Genomic DNA, 24,319 nt, shown 5'->3' on the forward strand with positions numbered 1-24,319 from the left:
AGGCTGCAGGCCTTGGCAAGCCAACAAATCAGTGTGTAAGTCTGATCGGGCGTGGAAACTCTTGCTTCGGGAAATGGTTACTTGTGCCGGCGAAAATAAATGTCGCTGCTGATGGATTCGAGCTGAACGAGGGGGCCGTTGCTGCCCAGATTGCCGCGTAACTGATAGCCTACTATGGGGTTGTCTTTGCGGTTGCTGAAGGCCACATCGTGGTCGGTATACACTTCGCCGGTAATTGTTTTCAGCGCCAGCTCCGCCGAGGAAGCGGCCCAGGTGACGTCCACGAAGCCGCTGATGGACTTGGCCTCGATAGCGCCGGAGAGGCCCTGGATATCAATGTTGCCGCTGATGGTCTTCACGCACAGCGTCACGCCGGGCGGCACGGTAATGTCATATTCCACATTCAGGCACACCCGGTAGCCGGTGTTTTCGTCGGAGCCATCGGCGCCTTTCTTGCGGCCCACGTAGTTGTTGCCCCACTGCGTGCCCCCATCCGGGCAGTCTCCGGCTGGGGCGTTGCGCAGCATGGTCATGTCCAGTTCGGAGTTGAAGCGCACTTCTTCCGCCGATTGGTCCTGGGTGAGCTGCAGAGCATCGTTCAGCCGGTTTTGGTTGATATCCACGGCAGCTTTCAGGGTCATTTTGCCGGCCGCCCCCGCCCGGATGCGGATGTTGGTGGCGTGCTTGAGGTTGAGGAATACCCGCTGCCCCGCGCTAAGGGCTACGGATTTCTCAATGATTTTCTGGGCCTGTGCGGGCTGGCAGAAACCGGCAATCAGGCAAAGCAGGAGGACTAGAATCCGGTACATGGTTTTCAGGAGTTGAGGTTGATGGGTTGGGAAGCAAGCAGACAGGTAGCGTCTTATTTGGCCTTGCGCACGTAGATGTTGCCGCTCACCGACTTGAGCGAAACCGGGTTGCCGCCGCCGTTCACGGTACCGTTCACCACCTGGCCGCCCACGTGGTTCAGGTCGCCCTGGCTTTTGGGCAGCGTGATGTCGAAGTCGGTGTAGATTTCGCCCGAGATGGAGCGCAGCTGCAGGGTGGCTTTGCTGGCGGCGGGCATGGTCACATCCACGTCGCCGCTCACGGCCGAAATCGAGCTGGGCCCGGACCGCATCGTGGCGTAGCGCACCGTAATGTCACCGCTCACGCTGTTGGCTACCACCGGGCCGGCTACGTTCAGCAGCTTCACGTCCCCGGTTTTCATGTTCACTTCCAGGTCGCCGTTCACGTCCCGGATTTGCAGGTCGCCACCGTTCCAGTTGGTTTGATTGTACTCCACGGCCGTAGCGCGCGGCACCCGAATGACGTAGGTAGCTTCTTTGCGGGACGCTCGGGCAATGCGCACGGTGTTGTCTTGCTCGGTCACCGCAAGGCCGAGGTTGGTATTGTCGACGGCCGTATTGTATACGGGCTTCAGGCCCTCGGCCCGCTTGGGTGCCGGCTCGAAGCCGTTGCCGCGAATCACCAGCTCGTTGCCGTCATAGCCTTCCACGGTTACGTCGGAGCCCTGCATGTCGATGATGACCTTGCGGTCTTTGCTGAGCTTGGTTTTGTACTCCTGGGCGTGCAGGGAAATAGTGGCGGCCAGCAGGCCGCAGAAGGTGAGAATCAGGGGCTTTTTCATAAGAGCTTGTTGGAAAATGAGGGCAAGGAGCAGCCCGCCGGACTCGCACGTTCCGATAGCCAGGGGCTGCCTAAGCAGTGAGAAAAGAAGGAAAAGGAAGCAGCAAGGGAGATGTCAACTGAACCGCCCCACCTGCTTGGTCAAATCAGTTTGCCAAGGCCGGCCTGAGCCTGGTCACGCACCACCGGTAGGGCGTCCTTGCGGCGGGCCAGGCGCTGCAGCGGCGGCACAGCCCGCGGGTCGCGCAGGGCTACCATATATTCGATGAGCGTAATCTGTACATTCGGATCCGTCTGGATGGGCAGGGAGTGCACAAAGGCTTCGGCTACGCGGGGGTCGGCGCGGAGGTGGAACAGGGCCTCGCAGGCGGCCACGCGCACGTTGGGGTTGGGGTCGAAGTTGAGGGTATTGATGAGCACCTGCACAGTTGGGTCGCCGGGAGCTAAATTCTGCCCTGAAGCCGTTACCAACTGAATCCGGTCGCTGGCGGAGGCGGGCTGGGAAGCCGTGCCAGCCAGGTTGGCGGCCAGTTGCTGGGCTGGGGCCGGGCTGTCAGTAGCGGTAGCGGCTAGGTCGGCATTTTGCCCGGAGGGACCAGGCAGGAAGCGGCCTAGCAGTACTCCGCCGGCTACCAGCAACACGGCTGCGGCCACGCGCAGCCACTGGCTAGCTACTGCTGCGGCCCAAATTGGTACTACCCGGGCAGGAGTTGGGGCTGCCGCTGCCGCTGGGGTCAGCAGGGCCTTTTGTTCTTCCAGCATGGCCAGAAAGTTGGTGCGCATGGCCGTGCGGGGCACTTCGGGCAGAGCCGCGTCCAGCTCGTTGCTCAGCGTCCGGAGCTGGCGAAGGTGAAGCTGACAGGTAGGACAAGCGGTAATATGAGCGGCTACTTGCTCGGTCTCAGCGGTCGGCAGGCTACCATCAGCGTAGGCCGGCAGCAGGGCTTCGTAGTCGTCGCAGGAAGTGAAGGTATGCATGGGTGGTGGAGAGTTACTAGTCGGAGAAATACACTTTGCGCAGGGCCTGCAGGGCGCGGTGGGCTTTCACGCGGGCAGCTTCGGCGGTGCAGCCCAGGAGCTGGCCTATTTCGTCGTAGCCAAAGCCCTGGAAGCGGTTGAGCAAGAGGATTTCACGCTGGTTGGTAGGCAATTGGGCCAGGGCTTCGTGGAGGTCGTCGTGGTGGTGGTTGACGCGCATCTGGGAAAAAGCTGCGCCGCGTAGGCCGCCGTGGCGCTCCACTTCTTCCACATCGGCGGTACGCAGCTTTTCCTGGCGGTGCCAGTGGTCGGCGTAGGCGTTGCGGGCCATCTGAAACACCCAGGCTTTGAAAGGCTGGCCGGGTTGGTAGCTGGCCCGGTATTTCAGCACCCGCTCAAACACGCTTTGGGCCAGGTCTTCGCTGGTTTCCCGGTCGTTGCAGAGGCGGTAGAGGTAGTTGAACAAGGGCCCGTGGTAGCGCTCAAACAAGGGCACGAGCTGGTCGAGGTCGTCGGCCTTTACAGCAGCCATCAGGTCTTCGTCGCTCGGGCGGGCGGTAGTCACGGAGAAAGGGTGTAGGAGGGTTGTGCAAGGAGTACCGGCCGAAGTTGTATTCGTTACAGCGGTAGTGAAATATTTTTTCGATGACCAGCAAAAGCAGTGTCATGCTGAGCGAAGCCGAAGCATCTCTACCGCTTCGCCTGCATCATTCAACGAAGCGGTAGAGATGCTTCGGCTTCGCTCAGCATGACGTTCTGGAATTTTCAGACAGGCCGATGCCGCGCCGAAAACGAGAAAAGCCAGCGGCTCTCCCGGGAAGGAAAACCGCTGGCTTGTTTAGGTGCTATCATCAAGCGCCCTTCTGCTGCGCCCAGCCCGGCCGGCAGGAGTCACTCACCACAGCAAACCACCAAGGGCACGGCCGGGGCTGAGCGCAGAGAAAGACAAGGCTACTTGGCCCGGCGGATGTAGATGTCGCCGTTCAGGGTTTTCATCATGAACTCGGGGCCGCCGCTGTTGATCTTGCCGTAGGTCCAGGTGTCCTGGGCTACGCGGTAGGTGCCGTCCTTGGCCGTGCGCGTCACCTTCGAGGGGCTGCTGTCCACGCTCAGGTCGAAGTCGCTGTAGATGTCGCCGTGGTCGGATTTGAGCTTCACCGACACGTTGGCCCGCGCCGGCAGCGTCACGTCTACCTTGCCATTGATGGTGGAAAAGGCCATGGGCGCGCCCGCCGTTATCTGCTTGAAGTCGGCAATGACCTCGCCGTTCACCGTGTTCAGCACCGCCGAGCCAGCCACGTCATTCAGGCGGATGGAACCGTTCACGTTGGATATTTCCAGCTCACCCTCCACGTTATCCACCACAATGTCGCCATTCTGCACGGTAGCCAGCTTCAGGGAAAACTGACGGGGCACTTTGATGACGAAGTCCACCGGGTTTTGCCAGGACTGGGTCTTTACGTACACCTGGTTGTCGCGCTCCTGGGCCGTTACGTCAAGGCCTTGGGCCTGCGAAATGCGGCGCATGCCCGAGGAATTTTCGTTGCTGCCCGACTCGCGCCGTCCGCCCCGCGTGGCTACTTCGATAACCACTTCCTTGCCGGCGTAGCCCATTACTTTGATGCCGCCGCCCACCAGCTTGAGGTGGAGGGTGCCGGGCTTACCCGGGGAGCTCAGGGCCACCGTCATCTGCTCCTTGCCGGCCTGCTGAGCCTGGGCCGGACTTAGCCAAAAGAGAGCGGTTAGAGCGAAAAGAATGCGAAATATGTGCTGGTTCATCGGGTTTGCTGTTTGATGGTCACGTCGCCGTTCAGGGTTTCCAGGCGAATGTTGGGGCCGCCTTTGCCCAGCCGCACGGCCGTTTCCTTGCGAAGTTTGTACTTGGTGCCGGCGCCTTCACGCTCGGTGTTCTGGGTGATTTGGGCAGGCAGGTTTTCCGTCTGCGGGAAGTCGGTGTACATTTCCCCGTGCATGCTCTTGAAGTAGAGGTCAGCCGAGGCCGTGGGCGGGTAGCTTACCGTAATATCACCGTTGATGGTCTTGTAGGACGCGGCTGCCGTGGGCGCTGCCGTGAGGCCAACTTCCACTGGGCCGTTCACGGTGTGGGCTTTCGATACCTCGCGGGCGTTCTTGATACTGATGCCGCCGTTTACATTGCTGGCTTGCAGCAGCCCGTTCACGTTTTCCACCCGCACCTCGCCGCCGTTCACCGTCGACACCGTTACTTTCATGTCGCGGGGCACTTTCACGGTGAAGTCGAGGCTGAACTGGTAGTGCCGCTCGTCGCTGCTCCAGTGCTGGTTGCGGCGGGGGCGCGAGTCGAAGGGGCCCTGTTGGTACACCACCACGCTGTCGTTGCGCTGCAGAAAGCCTATCTGCACATCTTTTTTGGCTTCGGCCAGGGCCGTGGCGTCGTCGCCTTTCAGGGTTTTGGTGACTTCCACTACCACCTTGTTGCCGCTGGTGCCTTCCACTCGCACCGAACCGAAGATGTTGTACAGGGCCAGGGTGCTGCGGCCGGCATCGGCGGTGAGGGTGAATTCGCGGCTTACTTTTTCCGTGACTTCACGGTCCTGGGCTTGGAGCGAGCAGCTAGGCAGCCACAGAAGTGTCCAGAGTAGCAGAGTTATAATGTGTGGTTTCATTGGAGTTCGAGGGGGTTGAGGGGGCCGCGGGGGCGCGGTCGTGGGACAAAGACTGAATGCTTTGCTCGATTTTGGTTTTCACTTGCTCGTTGAGGTTGTCCTGCTGGAGCAGCTTGCGCAGGGGGCGCACCGAGCGCCGCTCCTGGAGCTGCACCATCAAATCGGCCAGCGCCGACTGCACTAAGGGGGACTCCTGGTAGGTGAGGGAGCGAACCAGCCCCTGGCGCACGGTGGGGTCGTCGGCCATGCTGCCCAGGGCGTCCAGGGTTGCGAGGCGCACGTTCACGTTGGGGTCCTGGTTGAGGGTACTGAGCAGGGCCGCCAGGACCCGCTCGTTGGTAGGCGCTACGGCTTCGGCCTCACTCACGGCCTGCAGGCGCTGCACAGCCGAGGGGTTGTTGAGACGCGAAATCAGCCCCACCTGCCGGGCCGTGGAAGCCGGGCTTTCCGTTGAAACCTGGGCCAGGGGCTCTTCAGCTCCTGCGCTGGTTTCGTGGCCTCTTAGCCCGTAGCCGATGCCCAGGCCCGCCAGCACGAGTACCAGGCTGTAGGCCAGGCGCTGGGCAAAAGCCGGCTGCCACCACTGGCGCAGCCGCTCCAGCAGCCCCGCCACCGACCAGCGCTGCCGTTGCTGCTCCTCAGCCTTGAACTCGGCCAGCATGGCGTAGAAGTTGGGCCGCAGCTCTTCGCTGGGTGCCGGTACGGGCAGGTTGCCCATGGCCGTCCAGAGCTGCTGCACCCCTTCCAGCTCGTGCTGGCAGTCGGGGCACTGGGCCAGGTGAGCGGCCAGGATTTGCTTGTCCGTTTCGGGCAATTCGCCCGCCAGCCAGCTCATCAGCTCCTGCTGCACTTCCTCACAGTTTCTGAATCTTGCTTCCATTATCCATTTGCAAATAGATGTCCTTCAATTGGCAGAGGGCCCGGTGCGCGCGCACCTTTACGGCCCCCTCCGTGATGTTGAGCAGCTGCGCTATCTGCTCGTATTTCAACTCCTGAAAGCGGCTCAGCACCAGTACCTCGCGCTGGTCGGGGCTGAGGCGGGCCAGGGCCCGGTGGAGCTGCGCTTCTTCCTGGGTGCGCTGCAAGTGGGCGTCGGCCGACGTGCCTCCCGCAATTTTCTCGGCCCAGTCGGCAATGTCCTGGTGGTGGGCCGAGGGCTTGTTTTTCTTGGCGGCATCAGCCAGCACGTTGCGCGCCAGGTGGTACATCCAGGTCCGGAACTCGCCCTCCCCAGTGAAGGTGTGCCGGTACTTGAGCATGCGGTAAAACACGTTCTGCACCAGGTCTTCGCTGGCCGTGGCATTGCCGTTGGAGTGGTAGAAGAACGCCAGCAACGGCCGGTGGTAGCGTTCAAACAACAGGCCCATCTTCTCCACTTGGCCAGCCTTCACCTGGAGCATAAGCGAGTTGTCGGTAAGCGAGTTCAAGGCGTTGGCTGGTAGGTTGGTGGCGAATTCGGACGTGGAAACTGCGCCTTTTCGGGAAGGTTACCACCGAATGAGAAAATATTTTTCGGGGAGGGCTATCAGTTAGTGTAATCGAATGTCATTCCGAGCGAAGCCGAGGAATCTTGCGTGCTGACGTTGTAATGCTATTGTCCTGCTGAGCGGAGTCGAAGCATCTCTACCGCTTCGTTGCAGTAGTAATCCAACGAAGCGGTAGAGATGCTTCGACTCCGCTCAGCAGGACGGTCTATTTCCGGTTATAGAGGAAGCATCCTCTTAAGGCACCTCCTCGCCCAGATGCTCGCGCAGCCGCTCGCGCAGTAAATCCTGCAGGATGTGGTCCATAAATTGGAACTTGTCGGGAATGCGGAGGGTAACGATGCGCTTGCCGGTTAGCGCCTCGGCGAATTTCTGGCGGAGGATATCGGCGTGCTTGCGCTCCATCACCAGCACCACATCGGCCCAGCCCAGGTGGCCGGCCGTCACGCGCACCCGGGCGCCAGGCTCGGTGCCGGCCGAGCGGGCCTCGTAGTGGGGGTGCTGGTCGAAGAGACGCTCGGCGGTGAGGCTGCGCCAGCGGTTCTGACTGCAGATGAACAGCAATTTTTGGGGCTGAAAGTCAGCGGAGTTGGCGGCGGCAGGAGGGGAAGTCGGCATAAGTCTCGCAAAGATGCCGTAAGTTCGTGTTGCTCCCCTGCACCATTTCCTACACGCCGTATCATGCGCCGTCCATTTTGCAAAGCCGTGGCCACTGCCACGGTGGGAGCCTGCCTTGTAGTGGGCAGCACCACGCCGCTGCTTGCCCAGCGCAAAACCCTCGAACAAAAGGTTGATTCCGTACTCCAGCTGATGACGCTGGAGGAAAAAGCCGGCCAGCTCAACCAATACACCGGCGACGCCGTCACGGGCCCCGCCGTCAACGACCCCACCAAGCTGGAGCAGATTCGTTCGGGCCGGGTGGGCTCCATGCTCAACATCCGCGGGGCCCAGCGCACCCGCGAGCTGCAGGCCGAAGCCCTCAAGTCGCGCCTGAAAATCCCGCTGCTTTTCGGCCTCGACGTCATCCACGGCTACCAGACTACCTTTCCTATTCCCTTGGGCGAGGCCGCCAGCTGGGACATGACGGCCATCCGGCAGTCAGCGCACATTGCGGCCGTGGAGGCGGCCGCCGCCGGTCAGCACTGGACGTTTGCGCCCATGGTCGATATTGCCCGCGACCCGCGCTGGGGCCGGGTGATGGAAGGGGCTGGCGAAGACCCCTACCTGGGCTCCCAGATTGCGCGGGCCCGGGTACTGGGCTTTCAGGGTGAAAAAATAGGCGCCACTGATGCCGTGCTGGCCTGCGCCAAGCACTTTGCGGGCTACGGCGCCGCCCAGGCCGGCCGCGACTACCACACCGTGGACCTGAGCCGCCGCCTGCTCTGGGAAGTGTATCTGCCCCCGTTCAAGGCGGCCCTTGATGCCGGCGCGGCTACCTTCATGAATGCCTTTAATGAGCTGGACGGCATTCCTTCCACGGGCAACCGCTACCTGCAGCGCGACATCCTCAAAGGCCAGTGGAAGTTCCAGGGCTTTGTGGTGAGCGACTGGGGCTCGATAGGGGAGATGGTCAATCACGGCTTCGCCAAGGACAACGCCGACGCCGGCCGCCTGGCCCTGCTGGCCGGCTCCGATATGGACATGGAAAGCCGCTCGTACGTGAACAGCCTGCCTGCCTTGGTGAAGAGCGGCCAGGTGCCCGAGGAGCTGGTAAACGACGCCGTGCGCCGCATCCTGCGCAAGAAGTTTGAGCTGGGTTTGTTCCAGAATCCCAACCGCTTCAGCGACGTGGCCCGCGAGAAAAAGCTGGTGGGCGCGCCCGAGCACCGGCAGATTGCCCGCGACGTGGCCCGCAAATCCATTGTGCTGCTCAAGAACGAAGGCAACGTGCTGCCGCTGGATAAAAAGACCAAGCGCATTGCCCTCATTGGCCCCCTGGGCAGCAGCAAGCTCAACCACGCCGGCTTCTGGGCCGTGAACTACGACTCCACCGGCTACGTGAGCGTGCTGGAGGGCCTGCAGAACAAGTTCGGCAAGCAAGCCAATATCCAGTACGCTCGCGGATGCGGCATCAAAGGCGAGTCGCAGGCGGGCTTTGCCGAAGCCGTGAAAACCGCCCAGGATGCCGACGTGGTAGTAATGGCCGTGGGTGAGGCCTACGACATGAGCGGCGAGGCCAAGTCGCGCACGGATATCGGTCTGCCCGGTCAGCAGGAAGCCCTCATCAAAGCCGTGGTAGCCACCGGCAAGCCCGTAGTGGTGCTGATGATGGCCGGCCGCCCGCTCACCTTCAACTGGACGGCCGAGCACGCCCCGGCCATTCTCTACACCTGGTGGCTGGGCTCCGAGGCCGGCAACGCCATTGCCGACGTGCTGACCGGAGACTATAACCCCGCCGGCAAGCTGCCCATGACGTTTCCGCGCAGCCTGGGTCAGGTACCCATTTTCTACGCCGCCAAAAACACCGGCCGCCCCTCCAGCGGGGATAAGGACGTGCTGTACAAATCGGCCTACATCGACCAGACCAACCGGCCGCAGTACGCCTTCGGGCACGGCCTGAGCTACACCAAGTTCACCTACGGCAACCTTAAGCTCAGCACTACGCAGCTGGGCGCGGGCCAGTCGCTCACGGTTTCCTGCACGCTTACCAACGCGGGCAAAACGGCCGGGGAGGAAGTGGTGCAGCTCTACCTGCGCGACCTGGTGGCCAGCGTGACGCGCCCCATCATGGAGCTCAAGGACTTCCAGAAAGTGCAACTCAAGCCCGGCGAAACCAAGACCCTCACCTTCACCATCACCTCCGACAAGCTTTCCTTCTACAACCAGGACATGCAGTGGACCACCGAGCCCGGCGAGTTCCGCCTCATGCTTGGCAGCGCCTCCGACGACATTCGGCTGGATAGCAAGTTTGAGCTGCTGAAGTAAGCTGGCTTCCCAGGTAGGTCACGCCATCTGCCATGCCCGAAACTGCCCGTTTGCGGCTGGTTTCGGGCATAATTGCGTAGGGGCGTAACATTCCGCTAGATTGTATCTTGGAAGGGAAAGCTATCCACATGCCCTTCCTTCGTTGCCGACTATGCATAAAGCGTTACTCATCCTTCTCCTGGCCGTTGGGGGCCCCGGTTCGGCGCTTGCTCAAACCTACTACGCCCAGAATGCCGACCCCGCCCGCAAAGTGAAGATTCCGCCTTACGTGGTGAAAAAGTTCAGCCAGGCCTTTCCGGGGGCGCCCGTCGATTCGTGTTACGTGTTCGGCAACGCCGACAAGGGCGAGGAGTCCTACAGCTTTTTTACCCACCGAGTAAACCGCGTCCTGGAAGCCAACTTCAACGAGCGGGGCGAACTGACAGAGTCTGCCACGGAGGTGGCGGTAGAAACCTTGCCCGAGGCGTTGCAGGCCGCCCTCGCGCCCCAGCGCCTTGGGGCTGCCCGTCTTGGCCGCGTAACGAAAACCGTCTACCATCAGGAAGCAAATCGGGTGGAATACCGGGTGGAATGCCTCAGCGACGAGGCCGGCAAAAGCACCACACACCTTCAGTATTTCGCGGAGGACGGTCAGCCCATTTCCGCCGAAGGCCGGGAGTAAGCCTGGCTGCTTCCATCGGCATAGCCCCGGTACCGGCGGCGTGGGCTTCTGCTGGTTGCTGGTGCACCCGCTGTGGCCGGATGCCTGTAAGGTAGTCTTTGCGCCTTGACTTACGTACTTTGGGGCATGACGATTTTCTCTTTAAGACGCGTTGTTCTGAGTATCTGCCTGTGGTTGATGCTGGTGCCTGCGGGGTGGGCCCAGCCTTCACCCCGCCAGCTGTTTCCTGTCGTCTTCGAAGCCGTGCAGCTCGGCGGCGTGTTTCCCGACAGCAAAACCTTCGTGGATGCCCGCCCCAAAGCCGACCCAGCAGTTATTGAGGCGGCCTATCAGCAGCAGAAAAATCAACCCGGCTTTTCGCTGAAGCAGTTTGTGAGGCAATACTTCGAGTTGCCCGCCGTGCCCACGGACGCCTACCAAAGCCGCGTAGCCGCCGGCCTACGCCACCACCTCGATACCCTCTGGACGGTGCTGCAGCGCCAGCCCCAAGACTCGGTGGGGCGCTACGGTTCTCTGCTGCCGCTGCCCAAGCCTTACGTGGTGCCGGGTGGGCGTTTCCGGGAAGTGTACTACTGGGACTCCTACTTCACCATGCTGGGCTTGCGCGAAAGTGGGCGCACGGCTTTGCTGCGCGGCATGGTGGATAATTTCGCCAGCCTGATAAACCGCCAGGGCTTCATCCCCAACGGCAACCGCACCTACTACCTCACCCGCTCCCAGCCCCCGTTTTTTGCTTTGATGGTAGAATTGCTGGCCCAGACCCAGAGCGACACCGTGCGCCCACGCTACCAGCCCCAGCTGCTACGCGAGTACCAGTACTGGATGGCCGGCGCCGACTCCCTTCAGCCCGGTACCGCCACCCGCCGCGCCGTGCGCCTGCCCGCGGGCGAAATCCTCAACCGCTACTACGACGCCGGTGATTATGCCCGCGAGGAATCCTACGCCGAGGACGTCGCCACCGCCCGCCAAACCACCCAGCCCCAGCCTGAGTTCTACCGGCACGTGCGCGCCGCCGCGGCTTCGGGCTGGGACTTCAGCACCCGCTGGTTTCGCGACGAGAAGACCCTGGCTTCCATCCGCACCCTGGAGCTGGTGCCCGTGGATCTGAACTGCCTGCTCTACGGGCTGGAGCAAACTATTGCCAGCGGCTACCGCCAGCAGGGCCAAGCTACCTTAGCCCGTGCCTTCGAGCAGAAAGCCCGGGCCCGACGCAACGCCATCCGCCGCTACTGCTGGGATAATTCGGCGGGCTGGTTTGTCGATTATGATTTCGTGGCCCGGCAACCAATGCGCCTGCGTACCCTGGCCGGCGCATTCCCGCTGTTCTTTCAAGTAGCATCGACCGGCGAAGCCCGCCAGGTGGCCGCTGGTTTGCAGCGCGACTTCCTGAAAGATGGCGGCCTGGTAACCACGCTCAACCACAGCGGCCAGCAGTGGGACGCGCCCAATGGCTGGGCACCCCTGCAGTACGTGGCCATCGAAGGCCTGAACCACTACAAGCAGCAGGAACTGGCCCGCACCATTGCCACCCGCTGGGTGGGGCTGAATGTGCGCGTGTTTCAGCAGACCGGGAAGCTGCTGGAGAAATACAACGTTGAGAACACCCAGCTCACGGCCGGGGGCGGGGAGTACCCCACCCAGGACGGCTTCGGCTGGACCAACGGCGTGCTGCTAAGGTTGCTCAACCAGTACCAGTTGTGGCCCAAGGAGCCAGCCGCTGGAAAGTAACGGGTCTATCTAATTTCGCCTACCATCCTGCGCGCTGCTCAGGAGGGCAACGAGGCTAAGAGTTAGCCTGGCCAGACGATTGAAACAGTGTTTTACCCCGGAGCAGCACGCGTAAGCCTTTGCGCTTGAGCAGGATGTTTGGGGCTGTGTTGCCGTGGTCCTGCAGGCGGGTGTTATAGGCCGCCAGGATGTCGCGGTAGGAAACCACGCCCGTAACCCGGGCATCCTTACCGGGTAGGAGCACCGGTAGTACGTCCACATTTTCGCGGGCCATGCGTTCCACCACCGTGCGCAGGGTGTCGGTAGTTAGTACCGTTGCCCTAGCCGATTGGGGCTGCAGCAAGGTGCTGATGGGCACATGCTCATCGGCCTGCCAGCTGGTGAGGGCCACGGTGCTGAGCAGGCCGGCAAAGGTGCCTTCCACGTCCACTACAATCAGGTGCGAGCCTACGCGCGCGGGCTCCCGGCCAGTCCAGGCACGCACTTCCCCGATGCTGTTGTTGGTGCTGATGGTGACCAGTTCGTTCTGCAAAATCTGGCTTACCGGCACCTTGTCCAGCAAATCCGGCTCATAGTCGACGGGAGTTTTGACGCCGCGGCGGGCTATTTTCTCGGTCATGATGGTGTTGCCCATCAGCAAGAACGACACCAAATAGGCCCCGGTGCAGGCGCCCAGCAGAGGCAGAAGGGCCTGGGCCTGCCCGGTAGATTCCACCGCAAACACGATGGACGTGAGCAGCGCCCGTGAGGCCCCGGCAAACATAGCCGCCATGCCCACTAGCGCCGCCAAGGGCAAGGCAATGTCCGAAGCCGGTAAGAAATGTTGAATGGCCACCCCAAGCAACGCCCCCATAGCGCCGCCAATGGTAAGCAACGGGGCCAGTGTGCCCCCCGAGGTACCGCTCCCCAGGGAAATAGCCCAGGAGGCAAACTTAAGGAAGCAAAGCGTCAGCAGCAGCGCCAGCGGAGCGGTGCCCGATAGCACTGCCGAAATGTTTTCGTAGCCCACGCCCAGGGTGCGCGGCGCGAAATAGCCAATGCCGCCTACGGCCAGCCCGCCCAAGGCCGGCCACCAGGCCCAGTGAATGGGCAGCTTCTCGAAGGCATCCTCAATCCAGTACACCAGCTTGGTGATGCCCACCGAAGCCAGGCCCACCACCAAGCCAATGGCACTGTACGTGGCCAGCGCCACATTGCTCGGAGCTGCCAACGCTGGCATTTCGAACACGGGCCTCTGCTCAAACAGCAAGTGGTGGCCCGCTGCCCCGGTAATGCAGGCCAAGGCTACGGGCACCAGGGAGCGGGGCGAAAACTCAAACAGCAGCAGCTCAATAGCCAGAAACACCGCCGCAATGGGGGTGCCAAAGATGGCCGACATACCCGCCGTGGCCCCCGCCGCCAATAGCACTTTCCGCTCGTGGTGGGTGATGTGAATAAGCTGGCCCAGCGTGGAGCCCAGGGCCCCGCCGGTAGCAATAATCGGTCCCTCAGCCCCGAATGGCCCGCCCGTGCCAATGGAAATAGCCGCCGAAACCGGCTTCAGGTACATGATGGAGGGCTTGATGCGGCTCTGGTTGGTGAGAACCTGCTCCATGGCCTCCGGAATGCCGTGCCCTCGAATGGCTTTGGACCCATAAATAGCCATCAGGCTGACCACCAGCCCACCCAGGGCTGGCATGAGGATTACCCACAAACCCAGGTGGTTGTCGGCAGGAGAGTGGTAGGCCACGGACACGTTGCCGAAGAAAACCAGGTTGGTCACCAAGTTGATCAACGATACCAGCAAGCGGGCCACCCCGCTAATGGTAACGGCCACAAGCACGGCCAGCAGCGAAATCCGAAGCAGGCGGCGCTTATCCGGCGCCACGCGGGGTGGCGCCCCTTCGTTGGCGAGGGTGGGCTCCAGCGACGGGGAGATAGGAATACCGGCGTGAGCAGGGGACGAATGTTTCATTCAGTGCAAGTAAGATGACCGGGCAGCAAGCTGCTTACCCGGGTAACAAAGAAAAACAGGAGAATTGAGCAGCAGCTGAGGCAGGACATTAGCCAGCCACTACCAGAGCCTGGGGAGCCGCCTGCTTGATGCGGCCCAGCAGCCAGTCAGTCTGGCGCTTGGTGCGTGCGCTGCAAAATGCACAGGTAGCTTTCATCTCCTCGTCGCGCAGGGCCAGAGCTGCTTGCTGAATGACGGTCCAGCTAAGCTGCACTTCCTGGGTTAGCAGCCACAAGTCGTGCAGGTCGCGGATGAGGCCCAGGCTGCCGCTCCGCGGCGCGCTGAACAGCTCGTGCTTTAGCCGGGCCGGCTCGGTGCTCTGCTGCGTGGAGTAGCGCTGCAGGTAAGGCACCAGCTTGCCGCGGTGCTCCCGCGACCAGGCCGACAGCTTCTGGCACATCTGCTCGATGTCGGGCTCGTCCTTGTGGTGCCGGCTTACTTGCGCAAAAGCTTTTGTGATTTGCTTTTCGCTGTTGTCGAGCAGGCCGAGGTAGTTGCCGAGGTGCATAGTAGAAGAAGCCGTTAAGTAAGGAAACAGGATGGGCGTGGGGCAGCTACGCTTTGCGGATGCGCACGGCCGCATACTTGAAGTGGGGCTGCTTGCTGATCGGGTCCCATTCGGTCAGGGTTAGCTCGTTGGCGGCGCGCTTGTCGTGTTCGTCGTGGTCCCAGTAGCCGTAGTGGAAGGGCATGAACACCAGCCCCGGCTCAATATCGCCGATGCGGGCTGGCTCAGTTACTTTGCCCCGCCGGGATTCTACGGTCACTAGGTCGCCTTCCGCTATGCCGTGGCGGGCCGCATCCTCGGCCGAGAGCTGCACAAAGCCTGCCGGTGCCGCTTCCTGCAGGGCGCGGGCCCGGCCGGTTTTGGTGCGGGTATGAAAGTGGTAAACAACGCGGCCCGTTGTAAACCAGAGCGGATACTCCGCATCGGGTTCTTCGTGGGGCGGCTCGTAGTCGGCGGCCAGGATGATGGCCTTGCCCTTGGGGTCATTGGCCTTGTATTCTTCGGGCTGCTTTTCGGCGCCCGTTACTAGGTCGTAGCCGTAGGTTTCGCAGTAGTCGGCGTGGGTGTTGAACTGGTGGTCGGTGTAGAGGTGCTCGGCCCCGTCGGGGTGCTGCTCGTTGCAGGGCCACTGGATGCCGGAGCCCCCGGTGAGCTTCTCGTAGCTCAGGCCTGAGTAGTCGCAGGGGCGGCCTTTGCTGCAGGCTTTCCAGGCTTCAAAGGCCTCTTCCGGCGTGCTCCACTTGATGAGCGGCTGCCCGTCTTTATCCCGGAAGTCCATGCGCCGGGCATAATCCAGGAAAATGTCGAAGTCGGCCCGGGCCTCCCCGGGCGGATTGATGGCCTGGTAGGAAATATGGACGGTGCGGTCGGTGTTGGTAAAAGTGCCGGTTTTCTCGCCCCAGATAGCCGTAGGCAGCACCACGTCGGCCAGCTTCGCGGTTTCCGTCAGAAAGGCGTCCTGCACGACCACCAGCAAGTCTTTTTGCTGCAGAATGCGCCGGATACGGGCCAGCTCCGGCATGCTCACGGCCGGGTTGGTAGCCTGAATCCAGAGCAGCTTGATGGAGCCCGTTTCGCAGTAGCGCCAGATTTGCATGGCGTGCGTGGGCGGCGCCCAGTGCGGAATCTTGTCGGGGTGCACGTTCCAGAGCCGGGCCAGCTCCTCCATGTGGTCAGGATTGTCCCAGTTGCGGAAGCCCGGCAGGTCGCCGTCGGCTCCGCACTCGCGGGTGTTCTGGGAGGTGGGCTGCCCGTTCATTTGCAGAATGGCGTTACCGGGCGTGCCAATAAGCCCGCGAATAAGGTGAATATTGTTGATCTGCACCGCGGCGGCCGTAGCCTGCATCGACTGGTACACGCCCTGCAGGGCCGTAGAAACCAAGGTTTTGCTGGTGCCCAGGATGCGCGCCGCCGCCAGCAGCTTGTCGGCCGGTACGCCCGTGAGGTGCTCTACCCGCTCCGGCGTCCATTTCTCCACCGTCTGGCGCAGCTCCGCAAAGCCTACCGTGTGCGCCTTAATGAATTCATGGTCTATCTGGTCGGCTTCGATAAGTAGGTTGATTAGCCCGTTGAGCACCGCCAGGTTGGTGCCTGCGCGCGGAGCCAGGTGCAGGGTGGCTTTTTCGGCGGTGTAGGTGCGGCGTGGGTCAATAACGACTAGCTGCGGTGGGTTGGGCCCGGCCAGCCGGTCGAGAATGCGTGTCCAAAGCACTGTTTGCTGGGAAGCCATGTTGTGGCCCACCAGCAGCACGGCCTCGGTGGTGTTGAGGTCGTTGTAGGAACCGGGCTGCCCGTCGGTGCCAAAGGAAATCTTCAGGGCCGCGCCGGCCGTGGCGGTGCACAGGCGGGTGTTGCCGTCCATGTGCGGGGTGCCCAGGCCGGCTTTGCCCAGCACGCCCAAGGTGTAATACTCCTCGATAAAAAGCTGCCCGGAGGTGTAGAAGCCAATGGCGCTGGCCGTGTGCTGACGGATCAGCTCTTGGGAGCGTTCCACAATCAGGCGCATGGCCTCCTCCCAGCTAACTTCTTCCAGTTGCCCGTTGCGTCGGATCAGGGGTTTGGTGAGGCGGTCGGGACTATGATTGGCCTCCCAGCCGTGCAGCCCTTTGGGCCCCAGCCGGCCGTGGTTTACCCGGTCATTGGCGCGGCCCCGCACGCCCACGATGCGGCCATGTTTCACGCCAATATCGAGGCCGCAGCCATTGGAGCACAGCACGCAGGCCGACTGCACCCAGTGGTCGGGCGTTGCGGTTACCCGTTCATCTTCGCGCAGGGGCCACGTTCCGTGATACGGCGTGCGGGGCCCCCAAATATCCTGAATAGCATTGCGGGTTTCCGACATAAGCAGGGCAGGTAAGTGAACTGAAAAGGGCGTATTTCTCCCTCCGATACGAAGCTAGGTCCGTTAGGATTGCGGAAATCAGCTGATATTTTAATTTTATTTTAATCTTTTATTGGGGTTTTCTGGTTGAGTTGAGTACCAGCATGACGCGGTTGCAATACCCACCTAACAAGCACACAGCGCTTTCCGGAAGGAGAAGGCCATCAGAAGGAGAGGGGCAAGCATGGAACCTGCTGTCAAAAGCAGTTCGCGAATAGACCTTCCTGGCAGCTGCTGCGTAGAGTAGCACGGTTTATGTTTTAATCTGTTTTTAATCTAACCCAGGGTTTCTTCTTATGCGTTTTCTGAACATTCTCCTGCTGTTGCTGCTGCCCTGTGTGGGCGTGCAAGCCCAGGCACCAGCCGAGGGCTGGAATACCGACCTCGCGCAGGCCCTGCAACAGGCTAAGGCCAGTAATAAGCCTGTGTTGGTTGTTTTCTCGGGCTCCGACTGGTGCAAGCCCTGCATTATGCTGAAGCAGGAGGTGTTCGACCAACCCGAGTTTCAGCAGTTTGCCAAAGACAAGTTGGTATTAGCCCGCTTCGACTTTCCGCGCAGCAAGAAAAACAAGCTGCCGGCCGCCCAAACCAAGATAAACGAGCAGGCCGCGGCCCAACTCAATAAGGAAGGCTCCTTCCCGCTGGTAGTCTTGCTTTCGCCCGAGGGAAAGGTGCTGGCCAAAACGGGCTACCGGCCCGGCGGCCCCGCTGCCTACGATGCCTACCTGAATCAGCTGCTGGCCAAGCGCTAAGGATGATGCTCCGCACAATTCGTCAACCGCTGGGCCTGCTGCTGGGCCTGCTGCTGAGCATGAGCACTGCGGGGGCCCAAACCCCGTCGGCTAGGTCCCGCAACTTCACCCGCTCGGCCCACCTGATGGGTTCCCATTTCACATTCACGGCCGTTGCAGCTGATGATACGCTGGCGTGGCGCGCCATTCGGGCCGGCATCCGCGAAGCCCGGCGCATCGACCGGCTGTTCTCCTATTGGGACTCAACTTCCCAGATAACGCAGGTGAACCGCCAGGCGGGCATCCGGCCAGTGAAAGTTGACCGCGAAGTGTACGACCTGATTCAGCGGACGCTCAAGCTGTCGGAGCTGAGCGGCGGTGCCTTCGACATCACCTTCGCCGGGGGGGAGAAAATCTACCAGTTCGACCGGCAGGCGCATGCCGCTTTGCCTGCTCCCGAGGTGGTAAAAGCCTCGGTGGCCCGCATCGACTACCACAAAGTCCTGCTGGACCCGGCGACGCACTCCGTGATGCTGCAAGACAAAGGCATGCGCCTGAACTTGGCGGGCATTCTGCAGGGCTACGGGGTGCGGCGCGCCCAGGCGTTGATGAAACAGATGGGTATTCAGGGTGGCTTAATCAACGGCTCGGGCGACGTTTCGTGCTGGGGCCGGCAGGCCGATGGCTCCCTCTGGCGCATTGCCATCGGTGACCCGGCCTACCCGCAGTCGGTGTCGTCGTGGCTGACGGTAACGGATGTGGCCGTGGTGACGGCCGGCAACTACGAACAGTATTTTACGGTGGACGGCCAGTACTACGGGCACATCATTAATCCGCACACGGGCTACCCGGCCACGGGACTTCGCTCCGTCACTATTATCTGCCCCGATGTGGAGCTGGCCGACGGCCTCGACGAAGTGGTGTTCGTGAAAGGCCCGGAAGAAGGGCTGGCCTTCATCAACCAGCTGAAGGGTGTGGACTGCACCCTCATCACCAACGACGGGCGTACCCTGGCCTCCAAAGGCATGCAGGTAAACTACTATCACAGTGCGGCCACGCTACCAGCGGCCACCTCCACCCCTGTTACACCATGACTTATTTTTCCACGCTTCGGCTCTTGCTGGGAGGGTTGCTGCTGCTGGTCGGCAGCGGCTTCACCAGCTGTGTATCGGTAGCCGCCTACCAGAAAATGTACCTCAACGATGAGGATATGAAACTGGCCAACAAGCGCATCGAAGTATACGAAACCAACTTTGAAAGCTACCGGGAAGGCGCCGGCGGCGCTAACGGCGGCAAAGTAGGCGGGGGCTGCGGCTGCAACTAACCGATGACACATCCGCGCTTTTCTTCTGCCATGCTCCGCTCTGCACTTACCACAGTTTTTCAGGTTCTGACGTTGCTGGCCGCGCCTACGCTGGCCTGCGCCCAGGCCACGCCCACCCCCAACCGGGTAGACGGCTACGGCACCCCGGCTACCACGGCTCCGAGTCCGCCCAACCCCAGCAACCACGGCGAAACGGAAATCAACATTCTGTCCAGCTACTATGCCCAGGAGGGGGACCACGGGGCGGTAGAAGGCGGCCGCGGCACCCAGCAGCTCACCGACTTCACCCCGACCATTATCCTGAACGTGCCGCTGGACTCCGCCACGCGGGTATCAGCCAACCTGGGGGTGGATTATTACGCCTCCGCTTCCACCGACCGGATTGACCAGGTGCTGTCCACGCCTTCGTCATCGGATACGCGCTACCACCTGGACCTGGGCTACTCGCGGCAGCTGGCCGATAAGCGCACGATTGTGGGCGTGGGTGGGGGCTTTTCCAAGGAATACGACTACCTCTCGGGGAATATCACCGCCTCCTGGGCGCGTGCCTCCGCCGATGGCAACCGCGAGCTGAGCGCAGCCGCGCAGGTGTTCTTTGACCGGGCTACGCTGATCCTGCCCGCGGAACTGCGCCAGGGGCGGGGCGGCGACCATGGCTCCGGCTTCGATACGCGCCAGAGCTACAACCTGAACCTGGTGTACTCGCAGGTACTCACCCAGCGCCTGCAGGCGGCCGTGAGCACCGAGCTGGTAGCCCAGAACGGACTGCTGAGCACGCCTTTTCACCGCGTATACTTCCGGGAAACCGGCGGGGCGCTGGGTACGGCCAAAACCGAGCTGCTGCCCCGGCAGCGCCTGAAGTATCCGGTGGGTTTGCGCCTGAACTACTACGCCACCGACCTAGTGCAGCTGCGCGGCTACTACCGGTTCTACAACGACAACTTTGGCATCAGGGCGCACACCCTGGAGCTGGAAACGCCGCTGAAGGTGACGCCCTTTTTTGTGCTGTACCCTTTCTACCGCTACCACACCCAAACCGCCGCCACATACTTCGCGCCCTATCTGGAGCACAGCGTCACGGATGAATACTATACCTCCGATTACGATCTGGCTAACTTCTCCGCTAACAAGCTGGGGCTGGGGCTGCGCTACTCTCCGGTGTATGGCATTGGACGCTTCAAAACGCCGTTTGGGGGCCAGGTGGCCAAGTTCAAAGCCCTGGATTTGCGCTACGCGCATTATCGGCAGAGCACCGGCCTCACGGCCAACCTAATCAGCGCCGACCTTTCCTTTACCCTGCCCTAGGCTAAGGGGTAGATTCTCGGTAAGTTCACCCAGGAAGTCAGCTTAGAGTCTGCATCAGAAAGTGCTGGCTTTGGGCTATTAATTCATGGTGTCCAGGCCGGCCAGCACCATGACGCTGCAGGCCCCGAAGCCGATGATGAGCACCAGCAGGGCACTCAGGAAGTAGGGGGCGGCGCTTCGACCCGGCTCGGCCTTCACCAGCCGCACCACACCCAGCACCACATTCACCAGCACTTGTACCAGGTAGCCGCCCGCAAACAGAAAAGCGGCGCCCACCGCTACAAACCGCCCCAGCAAGCCCAGCACTACGGCCGCTACCAGCACGAGCAGCAGGTTGTTGCGCAACACATGGTTAGGGCGGGGTGTTGGGGTTGGTTCCATAGCGGTTGAGGTTAGTGCATGTTGCCAAGATTGAGGTGGGTGGCGCAGTCGCCGAAGCCAATGATGAAAACCAGCAGGGCCGCCAGGAAGAAACCCAGGCTGGTTTTCCGCTTCCCCGTCACGAGCATCAGCAAAAACAGCATGCTGTTGAGAAAGGACATACCAAACAGAATCAAGAAGATACTCTCGTTGCTGTCGAGCAGTTGCCGCCCCACGTGCAAAACCACAATAATGCCCAGATTGATGAGCAGGACTAGGCCCACACGGCCTTTCTCAGGGGGCGGCGTTTCCATACTATAAAACGGAGGCTTCGCGCAGCTCGGCCAGGCGGGCCAGCTTTTCCGGGTCGCGGTAGAAGATATTCATGGTTTCGAAGGGAATGATTTTCAGGTCCTTGCTCACGATGTGGACGCAGGACTTTTTCACGGCCCGCACGTCGAAGTTCCAAGCGTCCATGAACTGCAGGATGATGACCCGGAACAGGTTTTCGTAGCTCAGGTTGGGTGCCGATACCTGGGGCAGGCAGCAGAGCAACTGGTTGAGCTCGGGCACCACGGTATCCACGGTGTTGGCGGTGCTGAACAGGCGCAGCATGTGCTGGCGCAGGCGCGGGTCCCGCTCGTACACGATGGTGTTGCTACTGTTGGTGAGCAGCTCGGCCGGGTCGATGTAGCGGGTAAGCGGGTAGACTTCGCCTTCGAGCTTGAGGGCGTAGGCCATGGCCAGCGCATCGGGGTTGCAGGGCACGGGCAGCAGGTCCTGAACCGTAAATACGGGGCTCTGGTCGATGATGCCCTGGCGCACTTCCGTCAGGGAAAACGCGTCGGTTTCGGGGTTGAAGTTTTCTAGCCGCCCGGCCGCCTGGGTGGGCTGAAACGTGACCCCGCGCACGCACCGCTGCTTTAGCGCAAAGTCAATGATTTCGCCCATCTCGTCGTCGTTGAGGCCCTTTTGTAGGGTCACGACGAGGGTGGTGCTCAGATTGTACTTGTTCAGGTGCTCCAGGGCTTTCATCCTGACTTCGCGCAGGTCGCGGCCGCGCATGGTGAGCAGCACGTTTTCGCGGAAGGAGTCGAACTGCAGGTACACCTCGAAAGCCCCGGCGTAGGTAGCCAGCCGGGCCACAAACTCCTCATCCTTGGCCAGACGCACGCCGTTGGTGTTCACCATCAGGTGCTTGATGGGCTTGCGCTTGCACATGTCCAGTATTTCCCAGAACTGCGGGTGCAGGGTGGGCTCCCCGCCCGAAATCTGCACTACGTCGGGCTCCCCTTCGTTGAGAACAAGCACGTCAATCATGGCCTCCACTTCCTCCAGGGTGCGGTGCCGACCGTGGTGGGGGCTGCTTTCGGCGTAGCAGGTGGGGCAGGTCAGGTTGCAGCGGTCCGTTATTTCAATGACGGTCAGGCAGCTGTGCTGCTCGTGGTCGGTGCACAGGCCACAGTCGTAGGGGCAGCCGTAGTGGGTGGCGGTGTTGAAGCGGCGTGGGGTTTCGCTGGGCTTCACGTAGTTGCGGATGCTCTTGTAGTACTCCACGTCGGTGGCGATGCGCACTTTTTGCCGGCCGTGGGTGGGGCAGCGCTTGAGCATGAACACCTGCCCGTCCTCGAAGACAATTTTGGCCTCCACGCGCCGCAAGCAGTGCGGGCACAAACTCAGGGTGAAGTCGTAGTAAGTATAGGGACGTTCGGGCATGGGCAGACAGAGATGCTTAGGGAAGGTTGACGATAGAGTGAATAGTCCGCAGAAACTCGGGTTCACACTGTGCAAACACGTCCGAAGTAGAGTCAAATATTGCCTGCACGCCCACATCATTGTGCACGAGGTAAACAACGTAAACAGTGTGACTGAGCGACGCTTTATCCAAATAAGTCAGCTGGTAGCCAAGCATGTTTTTCAGCCGGATTACCCCGTTCTTTTCGTCGGGTTTATACATATTCACGACCCTGGCATCATGAACACCGTCTGGCTGCTCCTCAGTTAGACCGCGCTGCAACTCCGCGCTGAACGTTTGTAAGTCGACTGTACTAGGTATTTCTTCCAGCAGAAATGCCATGTTCGGGATAATGCTCCGGCCCGCCTTATCAACGATGGGAAGACGCTTTGAACTGTATAGCAGCCGCTCTCCAAGCTCCTGACGGCTCAAGGCCGACCAAGATGAATTCGGCAGTGTGACTTTTAGCTTAGCTTCCGGAATCACAATTTGACACTGTCCGACTCGCCCAATCAATAGCAGCAGGAAGCATAGACAAACGCAGAACTTCTCCATTAAAAATGTAGGATTACTCTATTCAGATAGAAGAGGCCGCAGGCAAAGGCGCAAGGTGAAGTCGCAGTAGGTGTAGAGACGTTCGGGTATGGTAATTTATTAGTGTAAGTAAACGATTATTTGATTTTAACCATCTTTGAAGTGAATACAAGTTCTGAGAAATTTGAAGTAGAAGTTTGCGTATAAGAACTGTCGGTGGTGCTGCTTATTCTTACCGTCAGCATTGCATCTTTTGGCATGTTGGGGTATTTATCGAATACATCTTGATTTGGTATTAGTACATAGGTGCAGTCATCGAGCCATTTAACCTTGTATGACGTTGGTTTAGTCGAGTTATTATGAACCTCAGTTTGTTCGCCACCTGAGCGAGTAATAATTGTTGTGTTACCTCTATCAGTGAGCTTGAATTTGCCGTTTCTGAAATTGTGACAATCTGTTCTTTGTCCTAATGCGCTGTTAGAACAAAAGCAGATAAAAAAGAATGAGAGTATTAAAACTCCTTTCATGGTGTTTTATTAATTGATTTTAAGAAGAAATGTAATAGTGGTACTGACTAGGATTGTAACCTCAAGCGCATTAATATCTTAAGATGCGTTACTAGGTAAGTTGGTAGCTGCCTGTTGGCTTATCCACAGCCACCCATAATACCCCAGCCCCGCCACGCAGGCCCACTGAATAGCCGTGAGGCCCCATCCGCTCGGGGCGGGCGTGGGCTTGATAAACTCGACCAGCAGGCGGAACAGCAGGTAACCTACCATAAAAAACCGGAACCGCCAGCCCGCGGGCAGCGGCCGGCACCGCTCCGCCAGCCAGATGCCCGCGCCCAGCAAGGCCAGCCACCCGATTTCGTAGAGGTTGGTAGGGTGGCGCGCGGTTCCGTCGCCGAAGTCGATGCCCCAGGGTAGGGCAGTGGCGGTGCCGAAGGTGCCGTCGGTGAGGCCGGCGAAGTGGCAGCCCAGGCGACCCAGGCACATGCCTAGCAAAATGGGGTACACCATCAGGTCGCCGCTAGAGGCCGTTACGCCGAGGAGCTTCTTGGTCAGCTCCACGCCGATGAGCCCGCCGAGCAGGCCCCCCACAATGGTTTTGTTGGTGAAGTAGTACAGCCAGCCGCCGGGCGGGTGGGCCAGCAGCGCCGGGTGCTCCAGCAGCCCCAGCACCCGGGAGCCCAGCAGGGCGCCGGCCGCGCAGCCCACAAAAATCCAGAGGCGGTGCTCATCGGAAATGGGGTCGAGGGTGCGGGCGCGCTGGCGCTGGTAGAACCGGTAGCCCACGGAGTAGGCCAGCACCTCAAACAAGAGGTGAACCGGCAGCACCAGCGGACCGAGGGTAAGTTGGACGGGGTACGTCACGGCAGGGAGTTGTTGGGGGCCGTAAC

The 24,319-nt window shown here is 60.8% G+C and carries 24 protein-coding genes; 7 read left to right on the plus strand and 17 right to left on the minus strand.

Translation table 11 applies throughout. The features are described from left to right. Positions 1–77: 77 nt before the first annotated feature. The 9 genes from FY528_RS01865 to FY528_RS01905 form a co-directional block, all read right to left on the minus strand. Positions 78–809 (minus strand): DUF4097 family beta strand repeat-containing protein, encoded by a 732-nt coding sequence (locus FY528_RS01865; protein WP_149069280.1) that lies wholly within the window; start codon positions 807–809, stop codon positions 78–80. A gap of 53 nt (positions 810–862) precedes the next feature. After that, entirely contained in the window at positions 863–1,630 is a 768-nt protein-coding gene (locus FY528_RS01870) for a DUF4097 family beta strand repeat-containing protein (RefSeq protein WP_149069281.1), read from the minus strand. Between the two features lie 140 nt (positions 1,631–1,770). Further along, the gene (locus FY528_RS01875) at positions 1,771–2,607 is read right to left on the minus strand and encodes a HEAT repeat domain-containing protein (protein ID WP_149069282.1); all 837 of its coding nucleotides are present in this window, start codon (positions 2,605–2,607) and stop codon (positions 1,771–1,773) included. 16 nt (positions 2,608–2,623) lie between these two features. After that, entirely contained in the window at positions 2,624–3,172 is a 549-nt protein-coding gene (locus tag FY528_RS01880) for an RNA polymerase sigma factor (protein ID WP_149069283.1), read from the minus strand. Between the two features lie 386 nt (positions 3,173–3,558). Further along, positions 3,559–4,386 carry a DUF4097 family beta strand repeat-containing protein gene (locus tag FY528_RS01885; protein ID WP_149069284.1) on the minus strand — a complete coding sequence of 276 codons (828 nt, stop codon included), beginning with the start codon at positions 4,384–4,386 and terminating at the stop codon, positions 3,559–3,561. After that, entirely contained in the window at positions 4,383–5,252 is an 870-nt protein-coding gene (locus FY528_RS01890; protein WP_149069285.1) for a DUF4097 family beta strand repeat-containing protein, read from the minus strand. Before FY528_RS01890 ends, FY528_RS01885 begins: the two co-directional genes overlap by 4 nt. Continuing rightward, positions 5,200–6,132 carry a HEAT repeat domain-containing protein gene (locus FY528_RS01895; protein ID WP_149069286.1) on the minus strand — a complete coding sequence of 311 codons (933 nt, stop codon included), beginning with the start codon at positions 6,130–6,132 and terminating at the stop codon, positions 5,200–5,202. Before FY528_RS01895 ends, FY528_RS01890 begins: the two co-directional genes overlap by 53 nt. After that, positions 6,107–6,679 (minus strand): RNA polymerase sigma factor, encoded by a 573-nt coding sequence (locus tag FY528_RS01900; protein WP_308418666.1) that lies wholly within the window; start codon positions 6,677–6,679, stop codon positions 6,107–6,109. The genes FY528_RS01895 and FY528_RS01900 overlap by 26 nt, the downstream gene beginning before the upstream one ends. A gap of 294 nt (positions 6,680–6,973) precedes the next feature. After that, positions 6,974–7,354, minus strand: coding sequence for a low molecular weight protein tyrosine phosphatase family protein (locus FY528_RS01905; protein WP_149069287.1), 381 nt, complete (start codon positions 7,352–7,354; stop codon positions 6,974–6,976). Positions 7,355–7,417: 63 nt separating this feature from the next. Between FY528_RS01905 and FY528_RS01910 the strand changes: the two genes are divergently transcribed. From FY528_RS01910 to treF, 3 genes are all read left to right on the plus strand, one after another. Continuing rightward, positions 7,418–9,661, plus strand: a complete 2,244-nt coding sequence (locus FY528_RS01910; RefSeq protein ID WP_149069288.1) for a glycoside hydrolase family 3 N-terminal domain-containing protein — start codon at positions 7,418–7,420, stop codon at positions 9,659–9,661. A 151-nt stretch (positions 9,662–9,812) separates the two neighbouring features. Further along, positions 9,813–10,322, plus strand: coding sequence for a hypothetical protein (locus tag FY528_RS01915; RefSeq protein WP_149069289.1), 510 nt, complete (start codon positions 9,813–9,815; stop codon positions 10,320–10,322). Between the two features lie 126 nt (positions 10,323–10,448). Further along, positions 10,449–12,050, plus strand: a complete 1,602-nt coding sequence (gene treF / locus FY528_RS01920; RefSeq protein ID WP_149069290.1) for an alpha,alpha-trehalase TreF — start codon at positions 10,449–10,451, stop codon at positions 12,048–12,050. A gap of 55 nt (positions 12,051–12,105) precedes the next feature. Here treF and FY528_RS01925 read toward each other — a convergent pair whose 3' ends face one another. The 3 genes from FY528_RS01925 to FY528_RS01935 form a co-directional block, all read right to left on the minus strand. Then, positions 12,106–14,004: a chloride channel protein gene (locus FY528_RS01925; RefSeq protein WP_149069291.1), complete on the minus strand. Its 1,899-nt coding sequence runs from the start codon at positions 14,002–14,004 to the stop codon at positions 12,106–12,108. An 88-nt stretch (positions 14,005–14,092) separates the two neighbouring features. Beyond that, on the minus strand, positions 14,093–14,551 hold the full coding sequence (locus FY528_RS01930) for a molybdopterin oxidoreductase (RefSeq protein WP_149069292.1): 459 nt from the start codon (positions 14,549–14,551) through the stop codon (positions 14,093–14,095). Between the two features lie 46 nt (positions 14,552–14,597). After that, positions 14,598–16,892, minus strand: a complete 2,295-nt coding sequence (locus tag FY528_RS01935) for a molybdopterin oxidoreductase family protein (protein ID WP_149069293.1) — start codon at positions 16,890–16,892, stop codon at positions 14,598–14,600. A gap of 335 nt (positions 16,893–17,227) precedes the next feature. Between FY528_RS01935 and FY528_RS01940 the strand changes: the two genes are divergently transcribed. From FY528_RS01940 to FY528_RS01955, 4 genes are read left to right on the plus strand one after another with little or no spacing between them, the layout of a single operon-like run. Beyond that, the gene (locus FY528_RS01940) at positions 17,228–17,683 is read left to right on the plus strand and encodes a thioredoxin family protein (protein ID WP_149069294.1); all 456 of its coding nucleotides are present in this window, start codon (positions 17,228–17,230) and stop codon (positions 17,681–17,683) included. Positions 17,684–17,685: 2 nt separating this feature from the next. Next, complete coding sequence (locus tag FY528_RS01945) at positions 17,686–18,756, plus strand: FAD:protein FMN transferase (RefSeq protein WP_149069295.1); 1,071 nt, start codon at positions 17,686–17,688, stop codon at positions 18,754–18,756. Continuing rightward, the gene (locus FY528_RS01950) at positions 18,753–18,986 is read left to right on the plus strand and encodes a DUF4266 domain-containing protein (RefSeq protein WP_149069296.1); all 234 of its coding nucleotides are present in this window, start codon (positions 18,753–18,755) and stop codon (positions 18,984–18,986) included. The genes FY528_RS01945 and FY528_RS01950 overlap by 4 nt, the downstream gene beginning before the upstream one ends. A gap of 30 nt (positions 18,987–19,016) precedes the next feature. Beyond that, positions 19,017–20,291, plus strand: a complete 1,275-nt coding sequence (locus tag FY528_RS01955) for a DUF3570 domain-containing protein (protein ID WP_187631953.1) — start codon at positions 19,017–19,019, stop codon at positions 20,289–20,291. Positions 20,292–20,369: 78 nt separating this feature from the next. Here the strand turns inward: FY528_RS01955 and FY528_RS01960 are convergent, their stop codons facing one another. The 5 genes from FY528_RS01960 to FY528_RS01985 all read right to left on the minus strand — a co-directional run bounded on the left by FY528_RS01960 (position 20,370) and on the right by FY528_RS01985 (position 24,293). Beyond that, complete coding sequence (locus FY528_RS01960) at positions 20,370–20,672, minus strand: hypothetical protein (protein ID WP_149069298.1); 303 nt, start codon at positions 20,670–20,672, stop codon at positions 20,370–20,372. Positions 20,673–20,683: 11 nt separating this feature from the next. After that, a complete protein-coding gene (locus FY528_RS01965) occupies positions 20,684–20,965 on the minus strand; it encodes a hypothetical protein (RefSeq protein WP_149069299.1) in 282 nt (93 codons plus the stop codon). Position 20,966: 1 nt separating this feature from the next. After that, positions 20,967–22,367: a radical SAM protein gene (locus tag FY528_RS01970; RefSeq protein ID WP_149069300.1), complete on the minus strand. Its 1,401-nt coding sequence runs from the start codon at positions 22,365–22,367 to the stop codon at positions 20,967–20,969. Positions 22,368–22,383: 16 nt separating this feature from the next. Next, positions 22,384–22,941 carry a hypothetical protein gene (locus FY528_RS01975; RefSeq protein ID WP_149069301.1) on the minus strand — a complete coding sequence of 186 codons (558 nt, stop codon included), beginning with the start codon at positions 22,939–22,941 and terminating at the stop codon, positions 22,384–22,386. Positions 22,942–23,525: 584 nt separating this feature from the next. Further along, a complete protein-coding gene (locus FY528_RS01985; RefSeq protein WP_149069303.1) occupies positions 23,526–24,293 on the minus strand; it encodes a prolipoprotein diacylglyceryl transferase in 768 nt (255 codons plus the stop codon). Between the last annotated feature and the right edge of the window lie 26 nt (positions 24,294–24,319).

It is taken from the genome of Hymenobacter lutimineralis, assembly GCF_008271285.1.
GTDB classification, from domain to species: domain Bacteria; phylum Bacteroidota; class Bacteroidia; order Cytophagales; family Hymenobacteraceae; genus Hymenobacter; species Hymenobacter lutimineralis.